23 protein-coding genes are annotated in these 25,690 nt (G+C 45.2%); 5 read left to right on the top strand and 18 right to left on the bottom strand.

The window, feature by feature from the left end:
- Positions 1-4: 4 nt before the first annotated feature.
- The 18 genes from FSB75_RS02760 to gmd form a co-directional block, all read right to left on the bottom strand.
- Positions 5-1,159 (bottom strand): N-acetyl sugar amidotransferase, encoded by a 1,155-nt coding sequence (locus FSB75_RS02760; RefSeq protein WP_146782403.1) that lies wholly within the window; start codon positions 1,157-1,159, stop codon positions 5-7.
- Positions 1,150-1,821, bottom strand: a complete 672-nt coding sequence (locus tag FSB75_RS22295) for an acyltransferase (protein ID WP_317130405.1) — start codon at positions 1,819-1,821, stop codon at positions 1,150-1,152. The genes FSB75_RS02760 and FSB75_RS22295 overlap by 10 nt, the downstream gene beginning before the upstream one ends.
- Before the next feature lie 9 nt (positions 1,822-1,830).
- Positions 1,831-2,076, bottom strand: coding sequence for an acyl carrier protein (locus FSB75_RS02750; protein WP_146782401.1), 246 nt, complete (start codon positions 2,074-2,076; stop codon positions 1,831-1,833).
- Positions 2,077-2,081: 5 nt separating this feature from the next.
- The gene (locus FSB75_RS02745; RefSeq protein ID WP_146782398.1) at positions 2,082-3,845 is read right to left on the bottom strand and encodes an HAD-IIIC family phosphatase; all 1,764 of its coding nucleotides are present in this window, start codon (positions 3,843-3,845) and stop codon (positions 2,082-2,084) included.
- On the bottom strand, positions 3,845-5,152 hold the full coding sequence (locus FSB75_RS02740; protein WP_146782396.1) for an ABC transporter ATP-binding protein: 1,308 nt from the start codon (positions 5,150-5,152) through the stop codon (positions 3,845-3,847). The genes FSB75_RS02745 and FSB75_RS02740 overlap by 1 nt, the downstream gene beginning before the upstream one ends.
- A gap of 33 nt (positions 5,153-5,185) precedes the next feature.
- Positions 5,186-6,064, bottom strand: a complete 879-nt coding sequence (locus FSB75_RS02735) for an ABC transporter permease (protein ID WP_146782393.1) — start codon at positions 6,062-6,064, stop codon at positions 5,186-5,188.
- A 47-nt stretch (positions 6,065-6,111) separates the two neighbouring features.
- On the bottom strand, positions 6,112-7,023 hold the full coding sequence (locus FSB75_RS02730; protein ID WP_146782390.1) for a glycosyltransferase family 2 protein: 912 nt from the start codon (positions 7,021-7,023) through the stop codon (positions 6,112-6,114).
- On the bottom strand, positions 7,020-8,243 hold the full coding sequence (locus FSB75_RS02725) for a glycosyltransferase family 4 protein (protein WP_146782387.1): 1,224 nt from the start codon (positions 8,241-8,243) through the stop codon (positions 7,020-7,022). The genes FSB75_RS02730 and FSB75_RS02725 overlap by 4 nt, the downstream gene beginning before the upstream one ends.
- 110 nt (positions 8,244-8,353) lie before the next feature.
- On the bottom strand, positions 8,354-9,220 hold the full coding sequence (locus FSB75_RS02720; protein ID WP_146782384.1) for a glycosyltransferase family 2 protein: 867 nt from the start codon (positions 9,218-9,220) through the stop codon (positions 8,354-8,356).
- Positions 9,221-9,229: 9 nt separating this feature from the next.
- Positions 9,230-10,276, bottom strand: a complete 1,047-nt coding sequence (locus tag FSB75_RS02715; RefSeq protein ID WP_146782381.1) for a glycosyltransferase family 2 protein — start codon at positions 10,274-10,276, stop codon at positions 9,230-9,232.
- A 112-nt stretch (positions 10,277-10,388) separates the two neighbouring features.
- A complete protein-coding gene (locus FSB75_RS02710) occupies positions 10,389-11,318 on the bottom strand; it encodes a beta-1,6-N-acetylglucosaminyltransferase (RefSeq protein ID WP_227990919.1) in 930 nt (309 codons plus the stop codon).
- A gap of 45 nt (positions 11,319-11,363) precedes the next feature.
- Positions 11,364-12,521 carry a glycosyltransferase family 4 protein gene (locus FSB75_RS02705; protein WP_146782375.1) on the bottom strand — a complete coding sequence of 386 codons (1,158 nt, stop codon included), beginning with the start codon at positions 12,519-12,521 and terminating at the stop codon, positions 11,364-11,366.
- Positions 12,518-13,525: a hypothetical protein gene (locus FSB75_RS02700; RefSeq protein WP_146782371.1), complete on the bottom strand. Its 1,008-nt coding sequence runs from the start codon at positions 13,523-13,525 to the stop codon at positions 12,518-12,520. Before FSB75_RS02700 ends, FSB75_RS02705 begins: the two co-directional genes overlap by 4 nt.
- A 40-nt stretch (positions 13,526-13,565) precedes the next feature.
- On the bottom strand, positions 13,566-15,383 hold the full coding sequence (gene asnB, locus FSB75_RS02695) for an asparagine synthase (glutamine-hydrolyzing) (RefSeq protein WP_172623047.1): 1,818 nt from the start codon (positions 15,381-15,383) through the stop codon (positions 13,566-13,568).
- A gap of 63 nt (positions 15,384-15,446) precedes the next feature.
- On the bottom strand, positions 15,447-15,947 hold the full coding sequence (locus tag FSB75_RS02690; protein ID WP_146782365.1) for a UpxY family transcription antiterminator: 501 nt from the start codon (positions 15,945-15,947) through the stop codon (positions 15,447-15,449).
- Positions 15,948-16,207: 260 nt separating this feature from the next.
- Positions 16,208-18,559, bottom strand: a complete 2,352-nt coding sequence (locus FSB75_RS02685; protein WP_146782362.1) for a polysaccharide biosynthesis tyrosine autokinase — start codon at positions 18,557-18,559, stop codon at positions 16,208-16,210.
- Between the two features lie 15 nt (positions 18,560-18,574).
- On the bottom strand, positions 18,575-19,312 hold the full coding sequence (locus FSB75_RS02680; protein WP_146782359.1) for a polysaccharide biosynthesis/export family protein: 738 nt from the start codon (positions 19,310-19,312) through the stop codon (positions 18,575-18,577).
- A 448-nt stretch (positions 19,313-19,760) separates the two neighbouring features.
- Positions 19,761-20,882 carry a GDP-mannose 4,6-dehydratase gene (gene gmd / locus FSB75_RS02675; RefSeq protein WP_146782356.1) on the bottom strand — a complete coding sequence of 374 codons (1,122 nt, stop codon included), beginning with the start codon at positions 20,880-20,882 and terminating at the stop codon, positions 19,761-19,763.
- 253 nt (positions 20,883-21,135) lie between these two features.
- Here gmd and FSB75_RS02670 point away from each other — a divergent pair, with 253 nt between their 5' ends.
- From FSB75_RS02670 to FSB75_RS02650, 5 genes are all read left to right on the top strand, one after another.
- Complete coding sequence (locus FSB75_RS02670) at positions 21,136-22,395, top strand: dihydroorotase (RefSeq protein WP_146782353.1); 1,260 nt, start codon at positions 21,136-21,138, stop codon at positions 22,393-22,395.
- Between the two features lie 5 nt (positions 22,396-22,400).
- Positions 22,401-22,925, top strand: coding sequence for a DUF4199 domain-containing protein (locus FSB75_RS02665; protein ID WP_146782350.1), 525 nt, complete (start codon positions 22,401-22,403; stop codon positions 22,923-22,925).
- On the top strand, positions 22,925-23,866 hold the full coding sequence (locus tag FSB75_RS02660) for a glycosyltransferase family 2 protein (protein ID WP_146782347.1): 942 nt from the start codon (positions 22,925-22,927) through the stop codon (positions 23,864-23,866). Before FSB75_RS02665 ends, FSB75_RS02660 begins: the two co-directional genes overlap by 1 nt.
- On the top strand, positions 23,866-25,002 hold the full coding sequence (locus FSB75_RS02655; RefSeq protein WP_146782344.1) for a glycosyltransferase: 1,137 nt from the start codon (positions 23,866-23,868) through the stop codon (positions 25,000-25,002). Before FSB75_RS02660 ends, FSB75_RS02655 begins: the two co-directional genes overlap by 1 nt.
- 104 nt (positions 25,003-25,106) lie before the next feature.
- Complete coding sequence (locus FSB75_RS02650) at positions 25,107-25,688, top strand: D-sedoheptulose-7-phosphate isomerase (protein ID WP_146782340.1); 582 nt, start codon at positions 25,107-25,109, stop codon at positions 25,686-25,688.
- Positions 25,689-25,690 lie beyond the last annotated feature (2 nt).

Here is a 25,690-nt window from a genome sequence, read left to right as displayed (position 1 = left end):
CGGATTATTTCCCTGTGGCTACTTTAAACGCATTCCACACGGGCTTCAATGGCTTTAAAACCGGATAATAATTGAAGAGAGAACCTTCAGTGTCAAATTCCTTATGGCTGCGTACCGGAAGTTTCATCAGCCTGTCAAACTCTGCTTCGTTAATGCCAAATTTTTTCAACACAAACTCTTTGTCAATCTGTAATTGTTGTGCGTCATAGGGCGGAGTTTTCATCTCTGCCAGCGCCTCTTCGCGGGTCATTTGTCCCGAGCAAACTAAAGTTGACAGGTGCGCTTTGCGTTTGTCAACTTTGAATTTCGTTGGCAAAATATAGCCTTGGTAAAAACGGGTCCAGATGCTTTCGTAATGCTTTCCGCCGTAATCTTTCCAGGCCAATTCTTTCTGCAATATCTTTTTCACTTCGTCTTTTACATACGGTACCCAGTTCAGGTAGTTTACAAATTCAACACCCGAGTTGGCGATGAACTTTTTCATCTTCCGGTCTAAAAACGGAAAGGTTTTGAGCGGCTTTTCTCCGTATTGTTTGTGAATGGCTTTGATGTTGATGTAATCTTTTTTGTCGTAGGTCCAATGATAAGGCAAAATGCCCTCGGTAACAATGTTGTGGCCTCCCAAAACGTACTTAATGTCGTTTTGCCTGGCAATCTTAAACATTGTTCCGTAGATGGCGTGATCGGTCAAAACTTCAATGTCAATAACGGAAGCTTTCAAGTAAGCCAGTTGAAGGTCTTTAAATTCTTCCCAATCAATCACGTAAGTTTCCAGATCGAAGTTCAGTTTGTTGACAATGTGGTGAATGTTCATCACGGCGAGTTCCGAGTTCCAGCCGTTGTCGAAATGTACGCACAAGGCTCGCAATCCGTATTGCTTTGCCAGATAAGCCACATAGCTGCTGTCCACGCCTCCGCTTAAACCAATCAGACAGTCGTACTTTCTGCCGCGGCCATAATCTTTTATCTGTTGCAGTGTGGACGAAAGCAATGCTTCGGCTTCTTTACCTTCTTTCAAATAATATTTTTCCTGCTCGTCGTATTGACGGCAATGCGAACAAACGCCGTTTTCATCAAACGACATCTTCGGATCGTCCACGGTGTCAAGAATACACCGTGTACATTGACGGTAAGGGACGGGGTGTGTTTTCAAAACCATAAATATCGTTTTCGGTATTCTGCAAATTTGTGTGCACGCATATAACCGATGTATTCGTATTCGTTTTTATAGCGTTCAAATAAATGATGGCTTTCGGGCGGAAACTCCTTGATCAAAACAGCCGGATTTCCGCCGATGACGCAATAGCCTTGTTTGAAAGATTTTTTTACAACCGAGCCGGCCTGCACAATGGTGAAGTCGCCGAGTTCCACGTTTTCGAGAATGACGCTGTTCATGCCGATCCAGGAATAATTGCCGATCTTGATGTATCCTTTTGTGGGCACGCGGAAATCAAACAGTTGATGTCCGCCACTTATGATGCCTACGTTCGGACCAATGCCCACGTAGTTTCCAATGATGACCCTTCCCCTGCCTTGAATGTAACAACCTGGCGACAAGCCCGGTGCGCTGCCCACGCCGATGACAATGTTTTCAAAAAGATTAACGGTACTCCGGTAATGCACCGGCCAGTACACGCGGCGGTTAAAGCCAAGCACCTTTTGAAAGAACCAAATCTTAAACGTGACGTAGGCTTCGGTTTTGCCGGTTTCGTAAAAAACACGCAGAAACCAAACGTGCTTCGTCAAAAATTGCCAGGTGTAATAAGCCGCGGTTCTGCGCCATACACCCATCCAAAAAAAACCTTTTCTTACAACGTTCATCGCAAAAACTCAGGCGGCAATTTTTGTTTGAACGACGCGGCACAAATCGCCTACGTTTTGAAGGTTGTTGATATCGGACGAGGTCAGTTTAATGTCGAACTTTTTTTCGACGGCCACCATCAATTCTATGTTCGTTAGCGAGTCCCATTCCTCGATGTCATTGGCCGTCGTACTCTCTGAAATTTCGGTGGAGTGGCCTTCAAAAACATCGTCGAAAACGCTGCGCAATTTCTGTAAAATTTGCTCTTTCGTCATTTGATCTATTCAAAATTTGAGGCCGCGATGTACGGCTCGTTTTGTTTCATATTTATTAATTCAATCGCTGCCTCTTTTTCTACATAATTCTGTATCGGCAGACGCCAATGAGAACCCGAACCCGAAAACCCAAGCTGCTCATAGTGATGTTTTACCAGAGCGTTTTTGGGTGTTGACAGATATTCTCCTATGATCGTGTTTGCCTTCCAATTTTTGGCAACGGATACAATGTGATTTAAAACTAACCGCTCAACGCCCCGCTTCAAAACACGGCAACTCATTAGCCAGGTTTCAATAAACAATTCACTGCCGGCTCTCTTCAACACAACAAAACTGATGATACCGTAGTCGCCAAACTTGTCCTTCAGTCTTACAACAAGAGACGCGTACAGTGACGATGCCGCGATTTTTTGAAGATCGTTTTCCGTGTACCGAACGGTGCGCAAATTAAATTGATTTGATCGTTGGGAAAGCTGCGCGGCTCTCGGAATGGTAAAATCGTTCAGCGGAAGAATTTCGGCTTTCATTTCGAGGCTCGCCAGATAATCTTCTTCGTTTGCATATGTTTTTTGCCAAGCAGTCCGTGCGGCTTCTTCGCGGTACAACTGAACGCGATGAACATCTTCAGCGGTAAACGAAGCCGTTTCAAAAAGATTCAGGTTTTGCAAGTAGTCCAAATATTCCGCAGGATCTTGCGGCAACTCGGGCACCGCAAGTGCCGGTATAGCTTCCTTCACCATGCCTCTTTCAAAGGGATTGTCGTCCAAAAAGACCATGGCATCAAAACCAATGTTGAGCGTTTGTTTTATGAAGCGCAGGTTGTCAACTTTGTTTTCCCAATTGGCCACAAAAACAGCAATGTCTTCAAGCCGTAAAACCATATCGGGATGTTTTTCAAAAGGCTCTTTGGCAATGGCCTCGGCGTTCTTGCTGCAAACACAGACGATGATACCGCGTTGCTTTAATTCTTTGATCCATTTTTGCAACTGCGTAAAGACCTTGCCTCTTCCCAAATTGCCGATTTCAATGCCGTTCATTCCGTCGTCGCCAACAACGCCGCCCCATAATGTGTTGTCCAAATCCACAACGAGGCATTTTTTGAACGTTCCTTCGGTTGCCTCAACGATGTCGCTGATGTTCTTTGCAACCGTTGGCAGAAAATCAAGACTCCAAACAAGATCGGTTGCAAAATAATTTTTTGCGTCCCAGGTGTTTTGCCAACCAGCTCCGGTTGTCAATTGCTGAACATCACAAATAAAAATGTTTGGTCGCTGTTGCGCCGCTTGCATTAAAAGCAGATTTAGTTTGCGCACCTGATACAAAAAAGATTGCGCCAGTTTGTTGGCATAGTTTCCGTAAACCCGGTCGTCTTTTTCCTGAAATGTAAAGAGAATGACTTTCGCCGTTAATCGTTGTTCAATGGCTGTTGTTAAAGCATTCAACTCCGCCATTTTTCTTTCCGCAAAAAGCACACGTTCTTTTGACTCGCAATCGTAAAACTGTTGAACCAGTTTAGGCGTCGTTTTTACCAACAGAATCACTTGCGGTGAAAAGGAATAGAAAGCCGATGCGGGATTGAAAACTTCCTGTTCGATCTGGTTGTAATCGGCTTCAAAAATTTCGTAGTGCAGACCTTTGTCGTAACCGTATCCTTTCAAAGCCGTATGCAGCAGTTGCGAAGCCGAATCGGACAGGATGGCTACTTTTATCGGCTTCAGGTTACTGAAGTCTTTTTTGGTGTTCTTGCGAAGTCGGGTAAAATCCAACATTAGGGTTCGTTAAGCACTTCTTGTTCGCAATGAATTTCCCATTTCATATAGGGATGAACAACACCTGCAGGACGATTGGTTGCTGTAATTCCCAATTGATTAAAGGCCAGTTCCGAAACCGTGAAGGAAACCGGGATGTCCATCAGGATAGCTTTTGTTTTGGGAATGTCGAAATCAACTTTTGCGATTAGTGTTCCCAAGTTTAGCAAGTGCTTTGGAACAATGCAAACGCTTTTGTAAAGGCCGGGCTTGCGCAAACGCGAAGCGTCCTGAAAATTAAAATCGCTGGTCGAAATAATTTCCAATCCGTCGGTGGTGAAAAAATTTATGCCTACGCGCAGGTTGCGCAGCGGCTCTTTTAACCGGTAATTTATTTCAACGCGAATGTCTTCATCGGTGGTTAAGATGCTGTCCATTCTTCCTCTGTGGTCAAGCACCTTGATGGAATGCACTTCAAGTTCCGGTGCAGCAGGCCTTTCTTCCTCGGTCCATTGTATGTATCGTTCAACTTCATTGCCCTCTGATAAGTATTGGTCAATCACAATGCTGGTGTCGCCCTCGGTTTCAATGCCGCCGTTGTTCATGAGGATGGCGGAAGAGCAGAGATTTTTAATGGAAGCCATGTTGTGGGAAACAAACAAGATGGTGCGGCCTTCTTTGTGCGTGACGTCGCCCATCTTGCCTAAACATTTTTTTTGGAATTCGGCGTCGCCCACCGCCAGCACTTCGTCCACGATGAGGATTTCGGATTCCAGGTAGGCCGCCACCGCGAAGGCCAACCGCACGTACATGCCCGACGAGTAGCGCTTCACCGGCGTGTCGATGTAACGGTCCACGCCGGCAAAGTCCACGATTTCGTCAAACTTGCGGGTGATCTCCCGCTTGGTCATGCCCAAAATGGCGCCGTTTAAGTAGATGTTTTCCCGCCCCGTCAGTTCGGGGTGAAAACCCGTGCCCACTTCCAAGAGCGACGCAATGCGGCCTTTTACTTTGATGCGCCCCGTGGTGGGTGCGGTTACCTTGGAAAGCACCTTCAAAAGCGTGCTCTTCCCCGCCCCGTTGCGGCCGATGATGCCCACGGCTTCGCCCTGACGGATGTCGAAGTTAACCTCCCGCAATGCCCACACGTATTCGCTGTTGCCTTTTTTGGTGCGGTCGTTCACTTCGCCCACCTTGGCAAAGGGATCTTCCTTGCCGCGCAGCCGCGCCAACCACCGGTTCAAATCGTGGCTCACCGTGCCGGTGCCCACCTCTCCCAACCGGTACAACTTGCCCAGATTTTTTGTACTGATAACGATCTCACTCATGTTTCAAAAAATAAATGCGTCGTAAAATCGTGCTTATACAGTGTCGGCAAAGCTTTTTTCTACTTTATTAAAGATGATTGTCCCAATGGCAAGTATACCCAGCGACGCTACTGCACTATAACCCAAATACGACCATTGAAACATTCCCACGCCAAGAAAGGCAAAACGAAAAGTTTCTACAATCGGCGTCATGGGATTTGCAAGAATTGCCCACATGTAAGATTTGCCTTCCAACTTGCTGAGAGGATAAATGATGGGCGTCGCATACATCAACAATTGCACACCAAAGCTTAACAAGAAAACAAGATCGCGATATTTGGTTGTCATCGCCGAAAAGATCATTCCCAAGCCAAGAGCGAGTAGTCCCATTAATACTAACAGAACCGGTGTTAGCAATGCATACGCATTGGGATGGATGGTGTTTCCTTTTAGCAGGTAATAGCCCCATACGGCAAGAAACAGGGAAAACTGTATTCCAAACCTTACGATGTTGGAAATAACGATTGAGAGCGGCATGGTCAACCGCGGAAAATAAACCTTGCCGAAGATGGAAGCATTGTCTCTAAAAACGGATGCTGTGCGGTTTAGCGTTTCGGAAAAATAGTTCCAAATGGTTATGCCGGATAAATAAAAAACAAGGTGCGGAGGTCCTCCTGTTTCAATGCCCGCAATTTTGCCAAAAATGATAACAAAGGTGATGGTTGTAATTAGTGGCTGAATGAAAAACCAAAGCGGACCCAGGATTGTTTGCTTGTAATTTGTAACAAAATCGCGGCGAACGAGCATGGCTACCAAGTCGCGGTAACGCCACAGTTCACTCAAGCGCAGATCCAACAATCGGGTGCGGGGTTCAATAACTTCGGACCATTCTTCAGTAACGCCGTTTATAGCAGTGCTGTCGGTTGTAGTCATTTCAACGATTCTTTATTTGATGTGAAAATAAATTGCAAAAGCGGGGTTCACGTGTGTAGTGCCGGCGTGTTTAATTGGTAGAAAAGTACCTTGCTTACACGGATAGCCCTGATAATATGAAGCGATAAAAGCTCACGCAAAAACAAGGTCAACAAAGCGCCTTTCCATTTGCGAAAATACCGGTGTTTGGGTGAGTACGGATAAATAAAAACAAGGTTTTGTATCCAATCCTTTTGAAAGGCTTTATCCTTGTACTGTGCGCTGGAAGCACCGGCAGAAAAATTGGCAATAATACGATCTGTATAAAATGAGCTAATGCGATTGAAACAACGAAGATTGAAATCCCAATCCGCCAGTAACTTATAGTTTGTATTGAATTTACCAAAACTTGCAAACAGTGAACGGTGGTAGAAAATGGCTTGCTGGCAAATGTTAGCCGTAAGCAAACGACTGCTGTGAAACTCACCGGCAAAAACCAATGATTCGTAATCAAATCCGATGGAGGCGCTTAGCAGCACATTTCCATAAATCATTTTTGCACCGGGCTGGCTTACTGCAATTCTCATGACGCCTTCAAACACATCTTTTTCATGCAGTGTATCGTCACTCCCTAAAAAATAAAGCCATTCGCCACCTGCCTTGGTTATCCCTTTATTTATAGCATCATAAATGCCTTCGTCAAATTCTGACCACCATTGAATCCGCTTATCGCTGTGAGCGTATTGTTTGAGGATTTCGATCGTTTCGTCAGTTGATTGCCCGTCAATTACCAATACTTCAAAATCAGTAAAGGACTGGCAGAGCAAACTGTCTAGCGCATGGGCAACTGTGGCGGCAGAATTTCGGGTAGGAATGATAACGCTTATCTGCGGGGAATGGTTTCCGTGAAGCGCGGTTAGCTTTTTATACGGAACTTCTTGCAGAAAACTGTTTCCGGGAAACGCAGATGAACGGGTCATTTAGAAAGGCTTTTGGTTTTTGTTACCAGCGCCAAACTCTCCACAATGACGTTAAATTTCATAATCCACGTATGCCAGTTCAGGCGCTGATCGTATTCTGTTCTGGAAGAAAGCCGCAATTGATTGTACCGGTCTTTGTCGCACCAAACTTTTTCAATCAACGCACTGTAATCGACCGCTGTTGCTTCCAGCGGAAGACAGTATCCATTTTTGCCCTCTCTTATTACGCTTCCCACACCGCCGGTTTGCGTTGTAATAACCGGCACACCAAATGCAGCGGCTTCTGAAAAAACAACCGGTGTGCAATCGGCTCTTGTGGGAACAAACAGAAAGCTTGTCTCCATCAGTATTTGAAACAAGCGCTCCGATTGCTGCTTGTCGTTCTTGTTCAAAAAAGGAATTACCGTTATATCCTCATCTTTTGGCAAAAACGGAGCACACCCAATAATGGTCAGACGGCAGTCAATGCCTTTTTCTCGCAATTCCAAAAAAGTTTGGTACACAATCGGACCACCTTTCCTCTCCCAATGAACACCCAAAAATAAAAGGTGACAACGGTTTGCAAACGGTCTCGCTTCTACTTCCTCTTTAGCGGGCAGGCGGGACATGTTTGCGCCGAAACTTAGTATTGAAACGCGGTCGGCTTTTGCGCCATAATCCCTAATCGCAGAGTTGGAGGCCCATTGAGAACTGTAAATAAGATGGGCTGCTTTTTGAATGGCGTTTTTTTCAATCCTGTTTCCCTGTCTCAAAGCCAATTTGCACAAACCCGTGTGCCAGGGATAATAATTAACCATGTTGCGGAACGTGGTATCGGCGATGTACACGATAGGTATTTGCGTTTTCAAGTATGCAATCAATTCAGATTCACCGGCGCCAACAACAACAAGATCAAAGTTTTCCTTCTTTATCTTTTGTTCCGCTCTCTGGCTGAGAAAAAAAGCGTTCAGGAAATAATGCGTTGTGAATTTCCATCGAAGCAGATCCGCCATCCGGTTCCAAAGAGAGAGTATTCGCCGCCTTGTTAACGCTACGTCGTTTGCATGTACCCAGTGTACATCATAAAACCGGCCCATCTGTTTGTACAAATGATAGGTAATGCCAGACCAGGTTCGCTGATCGGTTGGATCTTCCTGTGACAGAAAAGCAATGCGGTAACGCTTGTCAGGCAACGGTTGCGCAACAAGTTCCCCGGTAACCTTTATTGTTGCATTTTCCATGATTGCAAATAGTGCTTCTTTAAAAACAAGCAGAAACGACAAGGACTGACACCAGGCCTAAAATAATGAGATAATTCCTGTTGATACCGATGGTCCGAGGAGCTTTTCATTTATTTCAAAACTAGGCTGCGAAAAATCTTCTTCACTTTTTTTATCGAGCCTGCAATTTCGTTGCGCAACCGGTAACGGTCATCTCTCATGTGTTTCGTCAGGTGCTTCATCCAGTACGCATTTACCTTGTGAAAAAAGGGGTAAATAAGAGGACCCAATTTTTCGTTTTCGGCCACATACTTATACGCCTCGTAAACGTTTTCATACATGTGGTCGTGGTTTCTTGTCATCGCTTGTGCGTGGTGGCGGTAGTTGGCATAAGGCTTTGCAATGAGGGAGCACTGTGCATTGCGTTTAAAGATTTCGAGCCAAAGCAACCAGTCTTCTTTTGCCTTCAATTTTTCGTTGAAGCCCAAGCCCTGCAAAATGGTTGACCGAAACAAAGCGCAATGAATGGGTATTGAAAACTGGGAATCCCACTCAAGAAGAATAGACTCGTAGGAAATTTTCTTGTCGCTCAATTTGCACCAGGAAGAATACGTGTTCTCAAGTTTTTCTTCACTCTCCACAAAATCAGTGATGACCAAATCAAGCGCATCGTCATTTTCCAGTAATGAAATTGCCGATTGAAATTTTTTCTCGTGAAGCGCATCGTCGGCATCGAGGAATTGAATGTATTTACCCGATGCTTTTCGCAGTCCAAAATTGCGGGTCGAGCTTAGCCCTCCGTTCTGCTTGGAAAAATATTTGATGCGGCTGTCTTTTTCGCTCCACTCCAGGGCCACTCTTTCTGTGTCGTCCGTTGATCCGTCGTTAACGACAATGCATTCCCAATTCTGAAATGTTTGCTCTTGCAAAGAGCGCAAAGCATCGGGTAGAAAAAAAGCCTGGTTATAGCAGGGCGTAATCACCGTTATCAGCGCCATGGCTAAAGGTTATTTGTGCGCAAGCAATTGCCGGAAACAGTTCCGGTAAAGAATGCGAGCGGCCAGTTCAAAATAATTACGTGGGAAAATACCGGCCCTTAACCGTTTAAAATTTCGAACGTAATAAGCGATGTTTTCAAAACTGTGCCGCGATGAATATTGATAGTAATTACGAATAACGTCAAGTTGCTTGTTGAACAAAAAAGACTGAAGCTCTTTGTGATTAAATACGCGTCTTTCTGCATTCGCTTTCATCAGAATCTTCACCCACGCATCAAGTTTGCGCAGGCTGAAATTTTTGTCTGCTTCGTTTTTTATCAGTTGCAGATGAAGCTTTGTGGTGGCTTCGTCAAGCTGGTTTTCGCCAAGCAACCGCGAAACCATTTGGAGCCGGATGCGGTCAACTTGTTTTTCCTGTTCGCTGCTACGGGTTGCCGAAGTTTGGGCTTCGTGCATCCGGTAATCCAACAACACTTCGTTTAGCACTTCCACTCTTCCGCGACAAATGATTTCCGTCCACAACTTGTAATCTTCGGCGGGTTCGTAACCCGGATCGTACCGAAGGTTGAAGGCATCCATCACCTTGCGGCGCATCATGGCCGTGGGATGTTGCAGGTAATTGTGGTGTAAAAAATAAACCTTAAGGCTGTCGTGTGAGAGCGGACTGTAACGCGGTTTAAGGCCGCCGATAATGCTGAACAGACTGCCCACCAGCAGTACATCAGGATTACTTTGCAAATACGCGACTTGTTTTTCCAAACGCGTTGAACGGGAAATATCATCGCCATCCATGCGGGCAATAAATTCGCCCCTCACCATCTGCAGTCCCGTGTTCAGACTCCGGGTATAGCCGGTATTCTGCGGCTTTTGTACAAACACAATTCGCGGATCTTTATACGATTTAACGATTGCCGGTGTGCTGTCTGTAGAAGCGTCGTCAATGACAATTAATTCAAAATTGGTGAAGGTTTGGTTGAGAATGCTTTCGAGCGATTCTCGAATGAATTTCTCGCAATTGTAAACCGGCATCAAAACGCTTACTTCAGGCGTTGGCATAAATTGCAGCGATTTCGATTTCGATGATTTTTTTATTGATTAACATCACACGGGCTTTAATTTTCAATGGGTGTACGGCCGCGGAATGCCCAAACGTAGAGCCGCTTTCAATTTATCCTTCGGTTTTATTAGAGCTGAACGAAATGTTTGAAATCGTTTGCTGAACCGGCGCCGCTTCAAATTTCCTGGCAAAGAGTTTTCCTTGCTGCTTTGCCAATTCTGGCAATTCTTCTTCTTTCAGCACTACCGGGTGTGCAGCAGACGTATTTTTCCACCGGGCATACGTGAGCGAGGGCCGGATGCTGAAACTTTCTTCCGTAGAAGCCAAATGTTCCATCACGCTTTGAAAAAAGATTTCATCGGCAAGCAACGTGTGTCGGTGGTAGAGCAAGTAGTCTTTGTGTGCTTGCAAAAAGGAGCGGAGTCTTTTCGCGGTTTCTACCGTCATTGCCCACCATTGGCTGCCGCCAAAAGGTTTCAGGTAGGCTGGAAACCTTCTTTTTTTAAAAAGGCAAAGAGGATTTTGTTTTTGTTTTAGCAAGACCAAAACCCGCAGGAGGTTTTGTTTTACTTGCCGGTAAAATTCTTTTTCGAAAAAAGACGGAAGCAAAAAATAATCACCCGTGCTTTCTGAAAAATGAAATTTGTACCGTTCAATCCGATTGCATCCACCGCCGTACCAGCGTTCATTCGGCAGCGAAAAACTGTCCATAAACACCGCGCCATTTGCCAATGACAAAAAGTTCAGAATTTCTTCGTTTGACTTTAGGGGAAGGTCTTGCCCGCTGAGCAAAATGCAATAGCCCGACCGCCCGTCTTCAATGATTCTGTCCAGTGCATGCAACGCGGCTTTAACGATACCGATGCCGCCCCAGGTTCCTTTTTCCCTTGCCGCTAAAAAAGCAACGTTCGAAAAGGTTGAACACGCCTGAACGAAGGGTTTTGCATCAACATTTTTATCCACATGAACGTAAAAACAAGTTTGTTGATGGTTTAATCGCCGGATCAGTTCTTTCATTTGCGCCGGATTTTTGTGAACCAACAAAATGTAATTAATGGTCAATTCCTTTTTTGATCCGTTCTTTCTTTAAAGGAGCTTTGAAAGCTCTGTTTCGGCCGGAGTACTGGCTGCAACCGGTTTCTGAAAAAGTAACCGGGTTAACTTTTGTTTATACTGATCGTATCCAAACCGTTTCACCACCCTTGCCTCTTTTGGTAGAAAGGAATTCCTGTTGTGCGCAACTGATTTGATAGCCGCAGCAATTTCTTCAATACTGTGTGGGTTGACAAGCAAACCAAACTCGCCACCGGCCAATGCATCTACCGATCCATCTGCGTTGCCCGCAATTACCGGCAGTCCATAATATAGCGCCTCAATGAAAACAATTCCAAAACCCTCTCCTGAACTGGGCATGATGTAAACGTCGGCGATGTTGAAATGTGCGTTCAATTCCTCGTCGTTTACAAACCCCGCAAAAACAACACGATCGCTAAGCCCATTTCTACTAATGATAACGTCAAGCCTTTGTTTTTCCTCCGCATCGTATTTGCCAACGATAAGGTATTTAATGTTCGGATGCGATGTTTTTAAAACCTGCAACGCCTCTACTACTTTATCGTACCCCTTGTACTGTTCAGAATATTTGAGTCGGGTAACGGTCAGCAAAACAAGGTCGTCACTTTGAAAACCGTATCGCTTTCGAAGATTGTTTTCAAGTGCAGGATTTGCTTCTTTTTTCAAAAAAGGATCAAGGCAATTGTTTAACACCCGGATCTTGCCAGCGCCGATGTTGTGTTTCGTTTGCAGCTTTGCGGCGGTGAATGAACTTACCGGCAAGAAGAGGTCAACGGAACGAAGCGCCGTTTTCTTTTTCCCCACTTCTTCCCAAACTTCTATTCCGTGTGCAATGAGCACCAGTTTTGTTTTTGGCGAAGCTTTTTTAATGAGGTAACCAATTGGCAAAAGGTTGATGTGGCTGAGCAAGACGACAGCCGATTTCCGTCCTTCTAATACACTGCTCAGGGCAAACTTCAATCGCTTGCCGCCAAAGCCTTTAAATTCCGATGCAGGAAAGTAAGATTCGTCAACGCTTCTTTCGTCGTCATACATCGAATAGACGGAAAATGTACCGCCGGTTTCTGCAGCACTTTCGGAAAGCGCCTTACCGGCTATGCGGCAAACTTTTTCGATACCGCCGGTGGCGGAGAAAGTATTAAGTGTAAGAAATAAAAAACCTTTGTTCACGCAGTGTGGATAGTTTGCCCGGTTAGCCTTCTTTTGAAACCGGATAAAAGAAAACGATATAGGTTTTTTTGATGTTTCCAGTATTCGCTTTTTGGAACGGCTTTTCTGCTGCCGCGAAAAATTTTGATCATTTCCCGTTTGGCATGTCCCTGAAAGTGAAAACCCAAAACGGGAACCAATTCGTTAGCAGGTGTGAGGTAATGCGGTTTCCCATCCCGCCATTTTATTTGCCGGCCAAACGGAAAACGGCTCCGGTATTCTTGTTGAAAACCGAAATAATGATTCTCTTCAAACACGCCTTTTTTTACCACGGCATAATCCGATAGATTGATGATGCGGTTTGCATTTTTTTTGTAAAAAAGGCCAAACATCGTCATATCCGAGACGGTTTCGAACATTGCATGCAAATCACCGATAGGTTGGTTTTGCCTTTTTTTGAAATTTTCAACAAGGAAATCGTACGCTTCCGGATCAGCATATTGATAAGTTATAAAGGAGCATAATTCCCTCAACGCATCAGCCGATTTAAAGAATACAAAGCAAGGTGCAATGGTGCCGCAGATGGACAAGTCGTAGTGCTGCGTAAATTCCTTAACCACAGCAGCCGCGTCGCAAAACAGAAAGGTGTCGGAATCGTTATAAAAAAAGTGGCCGGTTATTTTTTCCTTTGCAAGAAACTCGTTTAGAACAAACCAGCGTTGAAAGCAAAAGAGTTCGTAATGATAGCCATTAGCGGAATTGTGCCGGTAGATGGTTTCGAAATTTGTCGCCGCAGAAAAGTAATTTTCAAAAGGGTAAAACGCAACGCCAACTTCCTGCGCCAGCCTTTTGTTTGGACCATCGCCCAACAAAATCAACCGCGTATCTGGGTTTGTTTTTTTTGCCTGCAACAGCGACAAACGCAGATAGGGACAATAGCCTTTGTGAATGTAGATGATGGGCAGGCCGCTATCGTTTACCGCCTTGATTTGCTTTTTATGCTTTGTCGTTTGAAAACCTTCCATTCATGGCAATTTCGACAGAACTTCTATCTACGTTCGAAGGTTATGCCGGGGCTGTCGCCAGTATCTTTTGCGGGCGGTGATTTTTTGCCAACATCAATACAAGCACCTGCGACCAGTGCCGCTGTCCTTTCAAAAACAGGTCGTATGTTTTTTGCGCTTCTTTGCCGGCAGATTCAATTTCGTCTTTCACCCAGGCATTTGCAGCTAACCATTCTTTAAACGGAAAAGCAAAGCCCATCTTCGGGCGATTATAAATAGATTCAGGAAGTATGTCTTTGAAAGCATCAATGAGCAATTGTTTGCCTTCTCCGGCATATTTTACAGCCGATGAAATTTGCAAGGCCAGCCGTATAAATTCCGCATCAAGAAAAGGAACCCTGATTTCAATGCCGTGCGCCATACTCATCACGTCCGAATCGCGCAAGAGTTGGTTCTGCATATAAAGGTTCATTTCCATCCAGCTTGCCTGATTCTTGTGCGTTAAGAAATGAACGTCGGGAAGTGACGGTTGATCCTGCAAAAGTTTCCAAACCTGCTCCTCCTCTATTCCCAATTGCTGCGCAATTTCTGAGGGAATAAACTGGCCACGCAGAAACAAGTATTTTCCTTTTATGCCTGGTAAGCTTAAATAAGCCAGGCGCCTTAATTTTTTCAGACCGCTGTATCGTCCTGCTTTTAGCGTTGCGTTGGGCATTTTCTGCAAGGTTGCGGCCGCTTTCAACCGCTCAAAAGAAGGATAACCGCCGAATAACTCATCGCCTCCCAAACCGGAAAGCACAGCTTTTAAGCCGGCTTCCTTTGCACATTTACTGATAAACCATGTATTTATGCCATCGCAGCTTGGCAGGTCCATGTCGCTAACGATGGCCGGAAGAAACTCAGTGAATTCTCCGCCGGTAAGCAAGTGACCTGAATGATTGCATTGCAGACGATGAAGGACGATGTCCTGGTATTTTTTTTCGGAATAAACGTCCTCGCGAAAGTAAATCGAGAGGGTATTAAGATAGTCTTTTACGTGTGCGCCGGCAAGCAAGGAAATGAGAGACGAGTCAATGCCGCCGCTGAGGAAAGCACCGATGGGAGCATCGGAAAGAAGGTGACGCTCAACCGCGGCTTTTAAAGACTGTCTAATTTTTTGCAGCACCTCTTCCCGATCGTTCAGTTTTTCAACATAGCTGAAGTGCGTGAACGATTCGAGGTCAACTTTTTTGGAGACAATGTCGTATTCGAGAAAAAAACCTTTTGGTAATGGACTTACGTGCCGGAGTGTCGTAACCGGTTCGGGCAAGTGGCCGTAAGCCATAAAATAGACGGGCCAAACCGGGTTTTCTTCGCTTGTTTCCGCCACTTGATGAAAGGCCTTTGTCTCGGAGGCAAAAACAAGGTTGTTGTCGCGGGTAGAATAATAAAGCGGTTTAATACCCGCCGGGTCGCGAACGAGGTAAACTTTTTTTGTTTCGCGGTTGGCAAGGGCAAAGGCAAACATGCCGTTAAAGCGTTTAAAAGCTTGCGGGCCCCACTCGGCAAAAGCGGCAAGAATAACTTCCGTGTCGGAAGCTGAAGAGAAACGATAGCCTAAATATTTTAATTCCTCTTTTAGTTCGGGATAATTATAAAGTTCTCCGTTATAAGTAATCACCAAGGCACCGTCGTTGTAAAACATGGGCTGATGGCCACCCGGCGAAAGATCTATTAACGACAGACGCCTGTGACCAAAGCCCAGGTGCAGGACCTCATCAACAAAGAGGCCTTCGTCATCCGGGCCACCGTGCTTTTGCGACTGGCACATCGCTTTTACGCGGCCGGTGAGTTCCTCTGTGGGTAAAGAATGGTTTATTATGCCGGCAATTCTACACAAGGTGATTCGTTTGGTTTGGGATGAAGGTTTGAGCTCTGGCTTTGGAAAGCCGAAAAGATTTTGTTATGCGGGTTCCAGATTTTTCTTTTCAAAGATGGCGCTAAGCTGAACGCCCATGCTTTCAATTTTTACTTTGGCTTTGTTGCCCATCACTTCCACAACAATGCCTTGGTAGTTCATCAAAATACCCCGCTTGATTCGAACGGGTGTTTGCACTGCAAGCTTTAAATCTTCTACTTCAACGTCTGAAAATTCGCTCAGAAATTTTTTGATGGTTTCAATTTCTTCGTCGCGAACCACAGCAGGCTTTCCGTTCCAATAAACAAAGTTCAGGATACCGTCGATCTTTTTTACGTCCCATTTGTGTTCGTCTTCGAGATGAACAAACACATAACCCTTGAATAGCGGCTCCTGCACCAGTTTACGGCGGTCGCTCCACTGCCGGTAAACTTTATTCAGGGGACAGTAGGCCTCAACGCCTTTTTCATCCAGAAGACGGGCCACTTTTTTCTCCCACCTCGGCCGGGTATAAACAACGTACCAATAAACATTTTTTCCCGTCATCACAAAGCTTCGCTATTCCTCAGTCACAGTTGTTTTGTAACCGAAGTCAATTTTTTGTAATAAGATGCGTATTTGGCAAAGCAGGTTGCTTTGCCAAGTTAGCTTAAAGACACAAAGTAATAATCCGGAATTTGATGAAACAACAGTCCTGATGCATATTGATGCGAGAGGCGGTCTTCGTCAAAAGCATCAACACAAAACCACGCCTTGGAACTGCCAGTGCAATGAGTCTTTCCCAAATAGGTAACGGATTAACTTAATCAGCTCTTTAAGCCAACAAATTTTTTAATGCGATTGCCAAGAACTTTTATGCCGCCATCTGCGTCCTCGTTTACATAGTAGCCGTCTCCGTTTGCGTATCCGTTGTAGCCATAGCCACCGTATGACAGGCCACGTTTGCGTAAACCATTAAAGACAATGCACAGGTTCTTAAACTTCTTTTTCGTGTTAAATTCTTCGATCATCTTTAAGTAACTGCGCTGTGTTTTGTTTTGCCGTACGATGTAAACCGTTGCATCGGCATAATCCTTTAACAAAAAGGAGTCAGCTACCGGGCCCAATGGGGCTGAATCGAGAATAACGTAATCAAACCGCTCTTTGGCCTCGGCCATCAATTGCCGAAAGCGATCTTTTTGAAGAAGCTCCGCAGGATTAGGCGGAACGATGCCCGAAGGCAAAACAAAAAAATCTTTGAATTCTGTAGGCTTGATGATGTCGTTAATAGACGCTTGGTTTACCAGATAATTTGAAATGCCCACATCGTTGCGAACTTCCAGGAGTTTGCTCACTTTCGGTTTGCGCAGATCCAGTTCGAGCAATGCCACTTTCTTGCCGATTAGTGTAAAGGAAATGGCCAGGTTAATCGCCACAAAGCTTTTTCCCTCGCCCGACGAACTTGATGCAACAAGAATCGTATTGCTATTGTCGGTAAGGCCCATAAACGTAAGGTTGGTGCGCAGCACACGAAACTGCTCAGCTACTGCTGTGCGCTTACCTTCGCGAATAACAACGGGATTGTCCGTATTGATTTGCGAAATCTCAGCTACAATGGGCACGGAGGTCTTTTGCTCAATTTCGGAACGCATCTGAACCTTGCGGTTAAATAAGTCTTTAATAAAGACAAAACCAGCAGGAATAGCCAAACCAATCAAAAGCCATTTTGTGTAAAAGGCTTTGGGCACCGGACTTACAGGTCCATAAGCGCTGGGGCTTTCCAACACCTTCATATCTGCGATGGTTGAAGCTGAGTTCAATTGCGTTTCCTCACGCTTTTCCAACAGGTAATTGTAGATCGTGTTTTTTACGTTTTGCTGACGACTGATAGTTGCCATGGCTTTTGCGGTCTGAGGATTGCTCCGCAAACGTCCCATGTTCAACCCCATCAGGTTTCCATAACTGGAACGAGTTGCGATCAAGCCGCGTTGAACGTTGGCGATATTGTCCAATACAGCCTTGCGTTGATTTTCAACTTTGTCTTTAGCCGCGACTACCAGATCACTTTTATTTCCTTCTGTAGTTTCCAACTGTTGTAAAGTCGTTTGAGCTTGTTGATACGCACCCAAAGCTGAAGTGAGCGAGGGATCGGTAAGACCACCCAGAGCCGGCATAGTGCCGCCGCTAAGAATGGTGCTTTTGATGTTGTTCAACAAGTTTAGCTGAAGATCAATCTGGCTTTTTTGCTGTTCAAATTCGCTTGCTTTTGACCAGTAAGCTCCCGCTTGTGCCGGCAGATCAGAGATGGCGTGTTCAGATTGGAATTCGACGGCCTTGCTTTCAACGCTGTCAAGATCGAGCGCCACCGTAGCAAGCCGGTCCTCAATAAAATCAAGCGTGCGGTTAGCTGTTTCGTTCTTGTCAATAATAGCAAACTCGTTATACACTTTAAATAGTGCCGACAAAACCTCTTTTCCTTTCTCTGGGACAGCAATGGTCAGGTTAACATCAATCACCCAAGAAGAGTTAGAAATAGCATTTGCGCCCAGACCGCTAATCAAATCATTGGCGGCTCCCTCAACAGAATTGAATACAGCAAAATAATTTTTCCCCACAACGTGTTTATTGTAGGTAGGCGTAGGTACAACTCTGTAATCAGTTTCACCAATGCGTACAATGCCGTTCAACGGCACATGTTGGTTGTCAATTTCAATTTCGCCTTTCGTCCAATCCACTTTAAAATAATAGGTACCGCCACCGTTTATAGAGTCGCGGTGCAACGGAATAAAACGAACCGGCGAATTTCCTTTATAAAGCTCTTCTACCCGTACGCGGCCTTCGTTATAAACCGAAACGTTCAGATTCAGCCTTTTTACCACTTCCTGCATAAGGCTCGTCGAACGCAATACCATAATCTCGTCTTCCACCGATTTCTTTTCGCCAACGATGTTGAGCTCATCAAGCACTTTGGAGTCAGTGCCTTTGTTGGGGTCTTTTAATTTTATTTTCCCATAGGCCACATACATCGGTTGATCTGCTCTGAGTTTGATGTAAGCAACCACAAGTGACAGGGCCACGGAAACAATAAAAAGCGGCCAATAAGGCAAAAATTTTTGAACATATTGACCAACTTGGCTAAAATCGGATTGTCCTTTCGGAGTTTGCTGCTCGTTATTCATAACACACAAGGATTATCATTTTACGCGACTAAATACTAATAACAGAAACGATAGGCCGGAGAGTGTATAGCTTATGATTTTTTCCGTTGTCGCAGATTTTTTCTTCTGCTCTGACGACTCCACATAAACAATATCATCAGCCTGTAAATAGTAATAGTCCGAATTAAAAATAGAGCCGTCGGTCAGGTTCACGCGGTAAAACATTTTACCGCGGTCCGTGTTGCGAATAACGAGAACGTTGTCTTTGCGGGCTTCAGGCCGCAAATCGCCGCGCATGGAAATGGCTTCGAGCAGGGACAAATGCTCGGTTTCCATTGGAATTACACCCGCCGAGCCCACCTCACCCAAAACAACTACCCTGTGATTTTTAAAACGGGCAGAAATGGTCAGCTGCTTGAAGATATCGGGAACGAAGATCTTCATCAGCTTTTGTTTAACCTGGTCCAAAGTGAGGCCCACAACCTTTACGTCACCTATATTATAGATTTGGATGTTGCCGTTTTTATCCACTAAGTAACCTTCCAAGCTGGTATTGTATTTCGCAACCTCAACGCTGTTGGTGAAAAAACCAATCAGTAAGATGTCGTCGACTTTCACCTTGTGCTCAAAATCCTTTGTGATTAGTGTTTGAATTTCGCTGTTGTACGGAACGGTTTGAAAGTAGTGTGCTTCTTTTTGCGGTGTACAGGAAAAACCCAAGAAACCAAGGAGAACAACGGAAGCCACAAAGTTTACGGAAAGATACTTGTACATAGGTTAAAGCAGAGTATGCGTAGTTTTACGGTGAACGGGTGTAAAATAAACACTTATTTATTGTAAATCCTAAGCATTTCAAACTTAAATCACCCAAAATTAATCCAAAGCTTTTCCCCATTACCGAGATGGATTATGGCAATTTAATTTGCAATTTCGCCAATTATGTTTGCGCACACTGGCTGCCTTTCATTGATTCAACCCTTCCCTCACAATCCTAAATCCGTATATTTTTAAAGCGCAGTTCCGCCGGTGCTGCTTACGTTGCAGCGTTTCCGCAACAGAAAGAAGCCTGATTCATTTTCATCAGCGCACAAACGAACCATCCGGCGGTGCAAGGATTTACATTGGCTGCCAGTGCGCATTGTTACCTCCTTCAAAAAATTTTTCTGCAGAAAAACAAAAAACCATCCTTGCGGGATGGTTTTTTATAATGCGTTTAAAAATTTTATCTTTCTTCAAAACGATTGATGTAGGAATGAATTTGACCGACACTCATTTGTGCGTATGCGGTCACCTTGTTTAAGTCGGTTTCCACCATTTCACTAACCAAAGCTTTGAGATCGTATTTAGGCTCCCAGCCCAGTTTGGTGCGAGCTTTGGTTGCGTCACCAATAAGAAGGTCAACTTCTGTGGGACGGAAATAAGCCGGGTCAATGCTGACCACCTGTTTGCCGATTTCCAATTGGTAGTCGGGATTAGAACAAGCAGCCACGAAACCTTTTTCATTTATGCCTTCGCCCTTAAAAGCAATCGCAATTCCTACTTCAGAAAATGCCATCGAAATAAAATCACGCACAGAAGTGGTTTTGCCTGTGGCGATCACGAAATCTTCTGGTGTCTCCTGCTGTAAAATGCGCCACATGGCTTCCACGTAATCTTTGGCGTGTCCCCAGTCCCGCTGTGCATCGAGGTTGCCCATGTAAAGGCAATTTTGATGGCCCGAGGCGATCGCGGCCACCGCTCTCGTGATCTTTCTCGTAACAAAAGTTTCACCGCGCAGCGGACTTTCATGGTTAAAGAGAATGCCGTTACAGGCAAACATGTTGTAGGCTTCGCGGTAATTTACCGTAATCCAGTAAGCATAGAGTTTTGCCACACCGTAAGGACTGCGGGGATAGAAGGGCGTTTTTTCCGATTGCGGCACTTCTTGCACCAATCCGTAAAGTTCCGACGTGGAAGCCTGGTAAATTTTTGTTTTCTTTTCTAAACCAAGAATCCGGATGGCCTCAAGCAAGCGCAACGTTCCGATACCGTCTGCGTTAGCCGTGTACTCAGGTGTGTCGAAGCTAACCTTCACGTGCGACATGGCGGCGAGGTTGTATATCTCATCGGGCTGCGTTTCCTGAATGATACGAATAAGGTTGGTCGAGTCGGTTAGGTCGCCGTAATGCAATTTTAGCCTTACGTTTTTTTCGTGTGGATCCTGATATAAATGGTCAATGCGGTCGGTGTTGATGAGTGAAGAACGGCGTTTGATACCGTGTACCATGTAACCTTTTTCCAAAAGCAGTTCAGCCAAATAGGCACCGTCTTGACCGGTAATGCCGGTAATAAGGGCAGTTTTCATTTAATGTTAGCGTTTAATTACTGTCGAGAGTTTATTTTATGAAGGCGCTAAAGTAATTTTTATTTTTTAGGAATGGAAATGAGAAGGCGAAAGATGCGCCGCGCAGGGAACAAGGCGTACAGGAGTACGATGCGATGTTCAATGGACAGTAAATCCCGGACTCAAAAATTTCATTGAAAGCCTTTTGAAATGTTATGATCTGCGCTCACGCCTGTTTTCAGCAATTGTCCTTTATCCCTAACTTCGTCGCTTAATGGACATTGTTTTAAAAGGTGTCACCGTAGCTGACCCTTTCTCTCCTTTTCATCTGCAGACAAGCGATGTTTTTATTCAAAACGGTTTCATTGCCGAAATTGGAAATCTTTCCCGCATATCAGAAGAAACAATTGCTGTTGAAGGCCTGCACGTTTCGCCAGGCTTTGCCGATGTTTTCGCCCACTTTTGCGACCCCGGACAGGAACAACGCGAAACACTGGAAACCGGTGCGCTTGCGGCCGCTTACGGTGGTTACACCGATGTGATGGTTTTGCCCAACACAATACCGGCGATGCATCACAAAGCCGGCGTCGAGTATATTGTTCAACGAAGCCGGCGTTTGCCCGTAAGCGTTCATCCAATTGGTGCCGTTACAAAAAATGCCGAAGGCAAAGAACTGGCTGAGATGTACGACATGCAAGACAGCGGCGCGGTTGCCTTCAGTGATGGACTTTGCCCGCTTCAATCATCAGGCATTGCTGTAAAAGCCTTGCAATATTTAAAAGCCGTTGACAAAACGCTCATTCAGCTTCCCGACGACGGTTCGCTTTCGGCGCACGGCTTAATGAATGAAGGCATTGCTTCTACACGACTTGGCTTGCCGGGAAAACCGGCTATTGCCGAGGAGTTAATGATTGGGAGAGATTTGGAACTGGCAAAATACACGGGTTCAAAACTGCACATCACCGGGGTGTCTACGGCCAAAGGAATTAATTTGATAAAGGCAGCAAAAAAGGCCGGGGTTTCGGTTACGTGTTCGGTCACGCCTTATCATTTGTTTTTTAGCGACGATGACTTGAACGACTACGACACTAATCTTAAAGTTTCCCCGCCGCTGCGAACAAAAACTGATTGCGAGGCCCTGAAGGCAGCGCTGTTAGATGGCGTAATTGACTGCATTGCTTCGCATCATTTGCCGCAACACACAGACAATAAAATAGTAGAATTTGAATACGCTAAAAATGGCATGATTGGTTTGGAAACTTGCTTTGCCGCTGTGCGAACAACCGTGCCGCAACTTTCATTGGAACGATTGGTGGATTTGTTTTCCACGGCACCAAGAAAAATATTTGCGCTGCCGCAAACATCTGTACAAGCCGGGCAACTTGCTTCTTTAAGTTTGTTTTTACCGAACGCTGAATGGATGCCTTCAACGTTTTATTCCAGATCAAAAAACAGCGCCTTTACCGGTAAAACACTAACGGGCAAACCGCTCGGCATTATTCACAAAGGCGGCTTACTTTTACGGCCACAATAAATTTCATGGAAGAAAAAAAACCATTAAGTCACATTGTTGCGGGGCTTTTAATTTCTGTCGCCGTAATCTTGTTTTCAACAGTTATGACAGTGGCCGGCGGCGCTAACGCCGGACCAAACGGCGGATGGATCAGTTATTTAATCATCATCTTCGGGATTGTTTTTTTTGTGCAGCGATACGGGAAAACCATAGACTATCGGGCTACTTTCGGCGACTACTTTTCCTATGGCTTTAAAGCGTCAATGATCGTGGTGCTGATGTTCGTTGTTTTTCTAACGGTTCTTTCTTTCGTCATGCCCGAAATCAAACAAAAAGTATTGGAAGCAACGCGGCTTGAGTTGGAAAAGCAACGGAACGTTACTGACCGCGATATTGACAGCGTGATGCAGATGACAAATAAATATTTTTGGGTGGTGATGATCGGCACTTCCGTTTTCTTTTTCTGTTTGATTGGTGCGGTTGGCTCGTTAATTGGCGCCGCTGTTACCAAAAAACTCCCGAAAAATCCTTTTGAATCAACTTCCCTTTAATGGACATTTCGATTGTCGTTCCGCTTTTGAATGAAGAAGAATCGTTGCCCGAATTGTGCGACTGGATCAACCGTGTTTGCAACGAAAACAAATATTCCTATGAAATTATTTTGGTGGACGATGGCAGCACCGATAACTCCTGGAATGTTGTTGAAGAATTGAGCCGCGCAAATACTTCCATAAAAGGCATCCGCTTTCAGCGCAACTACGGAAAATCAGCGGCCCTGAACGAAGGCTTTCGCGCCGCACAGGGCGACGTGGTGATAACGATGGACGCCGATTTGCAAGACAGTCCCGATGAAATTCCCGGCTTGCGCAAAATGATTGTGGACGATGGCTTCGATTTAATCAGCGGCTGGAAAAAAGTTCGCTACGACAACACGCTGACGAAAAATATTCCTTCCAAATTTTTTAACGCCGTAACCAGCCGTGTTTCTAAAATAAAGCTGCACGATTTTAACTGCGGCCTCAAAGCCTATCGCAAAAAAGTGGTGAAAAGCATCGAAGTTTACGGCGAGATGCACCGCTACATTCCGGTGCTGGCCAAGTGGGCGGGCTTTAAAAAAATTGGCGAAAAAGTGGTGGAACACCGCAAGCGTAAATACGGCGTTACCAAGTTTGGCTGGGAGCGTTTTGTAAACGGCTTTCTCGATTTGCTTTCCATCACTTTCGTGGGAAAATTTTCAAAACGGCCGATGCACTTTTTTGGTTTGTGGGGCACCTTGTTTTTTTTGATTGGTTTGGGCTTCACGCTTTACCTTATCATCTCAAAATTTATTTCGCCCGAGTTCAACCTTACCAACCGCCCGGTTTTTTATCTGGCCTTAACGGCCATTCTCATCGGCATGCAATTGTTTCTTGCGGGTTTTATTTCCGAGTTGATTGCACGCAACGCACCGGGACGAAATACCTATCTCATCGAAGATAAAATTGGCTTGTGATGCAAAAGGTGCTCATCATCGGGCCGGCTCATCCCTTGCGCGGCGGCGGCATCACAACCTTCAATCACAGGCTGGCGAAAGAATTTATTGAAAAAGGTTATGATTGCGAAATCGTTTCCTTTTCGCTGCAATATCCGTCCTTTCTTTTTCCGGGTAAATCGCAATACTCCGATGAACCCGCGCCGGAAGACTTGACGATTCACAGCTTAATCAATTCGGTTCATCCGCTTAACTGGCTGCGTGTCGGAAGAAAGTTAAAAAAATGGAAACCCGATCTTGTTATCGTGCGGTTTTGGTTGCCGCTGATGGGCCCTTCGCTTGGCACAGTTCTGCGACAACTAAAGAAAAACAATCACACGAAAATTATTTGCATTGCCGACAACGTGGTGCCGCACGAAAAACGCTTTGGTGACAAACCCTTCACGAAATATTTTTTAAAGGCCTGCGATGCCTTTGTGACCATGAGCGAAAAAGTGCTGACTGACTTGCGAAGCTTTGAAAAGACAAAACCCGCTGTGTTGGTGCCGCATCCGTTGTACGACAATTTTGGGGAGAAGGTTTCAAAAGAAAAAGCGAGAAGAAGGTTACGATTACAGGTTACTGATAAGATCATTGTTTTCTTCGGTTTCATCCGGCGCTACAAAGGTCTCAATTTGCTTTTACAGGCAATGGCTGACCGACGCATAAAAGAGCAAAACATTAAGCTGCTTATCGCCGGAGAATTTTACGAAGACGAAGAGACCTATCGAAACTTAATAGCGACGTTCAAGCTTCAGAACCGTATCATCCTGCACAATCATTTTATAGCTGATGTGGATGTAAAGAATTATATCTGCGCAGGCGATTGCATTGTTCAACCGTACATCAACGCTACGCAAAGTGGCGTTACACCACTCGCCTATCATTTCGAAAAGCCGATGATTGTAACAAACGTTGGTGGTTTGCCCGCCTTAGTGCCACATCAAAAAGTTGGCCTTGTAGCCGAGCCAAACCCACAAAGCATTGCCGGCGCAATTCTTCAATTCTATTCGCTCGGCGAAGATTTTTTTCTTCCTCAATTAAGAGAAGAAAAGAAAAAATATTCCTGGGAGAAATTGGTGGAGGCTATTGTGGCGTTGGCTCGTAAAGTTGAGTAGTTGACTGGTTGATTGGTGAAGCGAGTCGTTGTGTAAATATTCGAACTCTCACTAATCAACCAGTCAACCAATCAACCAACATTCCATTAGCTTTGCCTCGTTTTATGGAAAATATTAAAAGTATTATTGAGTCCTCCATTGCCGTAAAGCAACAAGTGCTGAACGACGAAGCCTTGCTGCAAACGGTTGCGGATGCAACGGCAAAAATTGTTTCGGCGCTGAAGAACGGCGGCCGGCTTTATTTCTGCGGCAACGGCGGCAGCGCTGCCGATGCACAACACCTGGCCGCGGAATTTTCCGGCCGCTTTTACAAAGACCGTCACGCCTTGCCCGCAGAGGCTTTGCACGTGAACACATCTTACCTCACGGCCGTTGGCAATGATTACAGCTTCGACGTAATTTATTCCAGATTGGTGGAAGGCACCATGCAAAAAGGCGATGTGCTGGTGGGCTTGTCCACTTCGGGCAATTCGGCCAACATTGTCAAAGCCTTTGAAGCCGCAAGAGCAAAAGGCATTACCACCATTGCCTTTACCGGCTTAACCGGCGGGCTGCTGAAAAGTTTGAGCGATTATCTCATCAACGTTCCTTCCGCCGATACGCCGCGCATCCAGGAAAGCCACATCTTGCTTGGCCACATCATTTGCCAGCTTGCCGAAGAACAATATTTTGCACAAGCCGATTAATA

It is taken from the genome of Flavisolibacter ginsenosidimutans, assembly GCF_007970805.1.
GTDB lineage: Bacteria > Bacteroidota > Bacteroidia > Chitinophagales > Chitinophagaceae > Flavisolibacter > Flavisolibacter ginsenosidimutans.
This window is presented reverse-complemented; position numbering and strand designations above follow the sequence as displayed.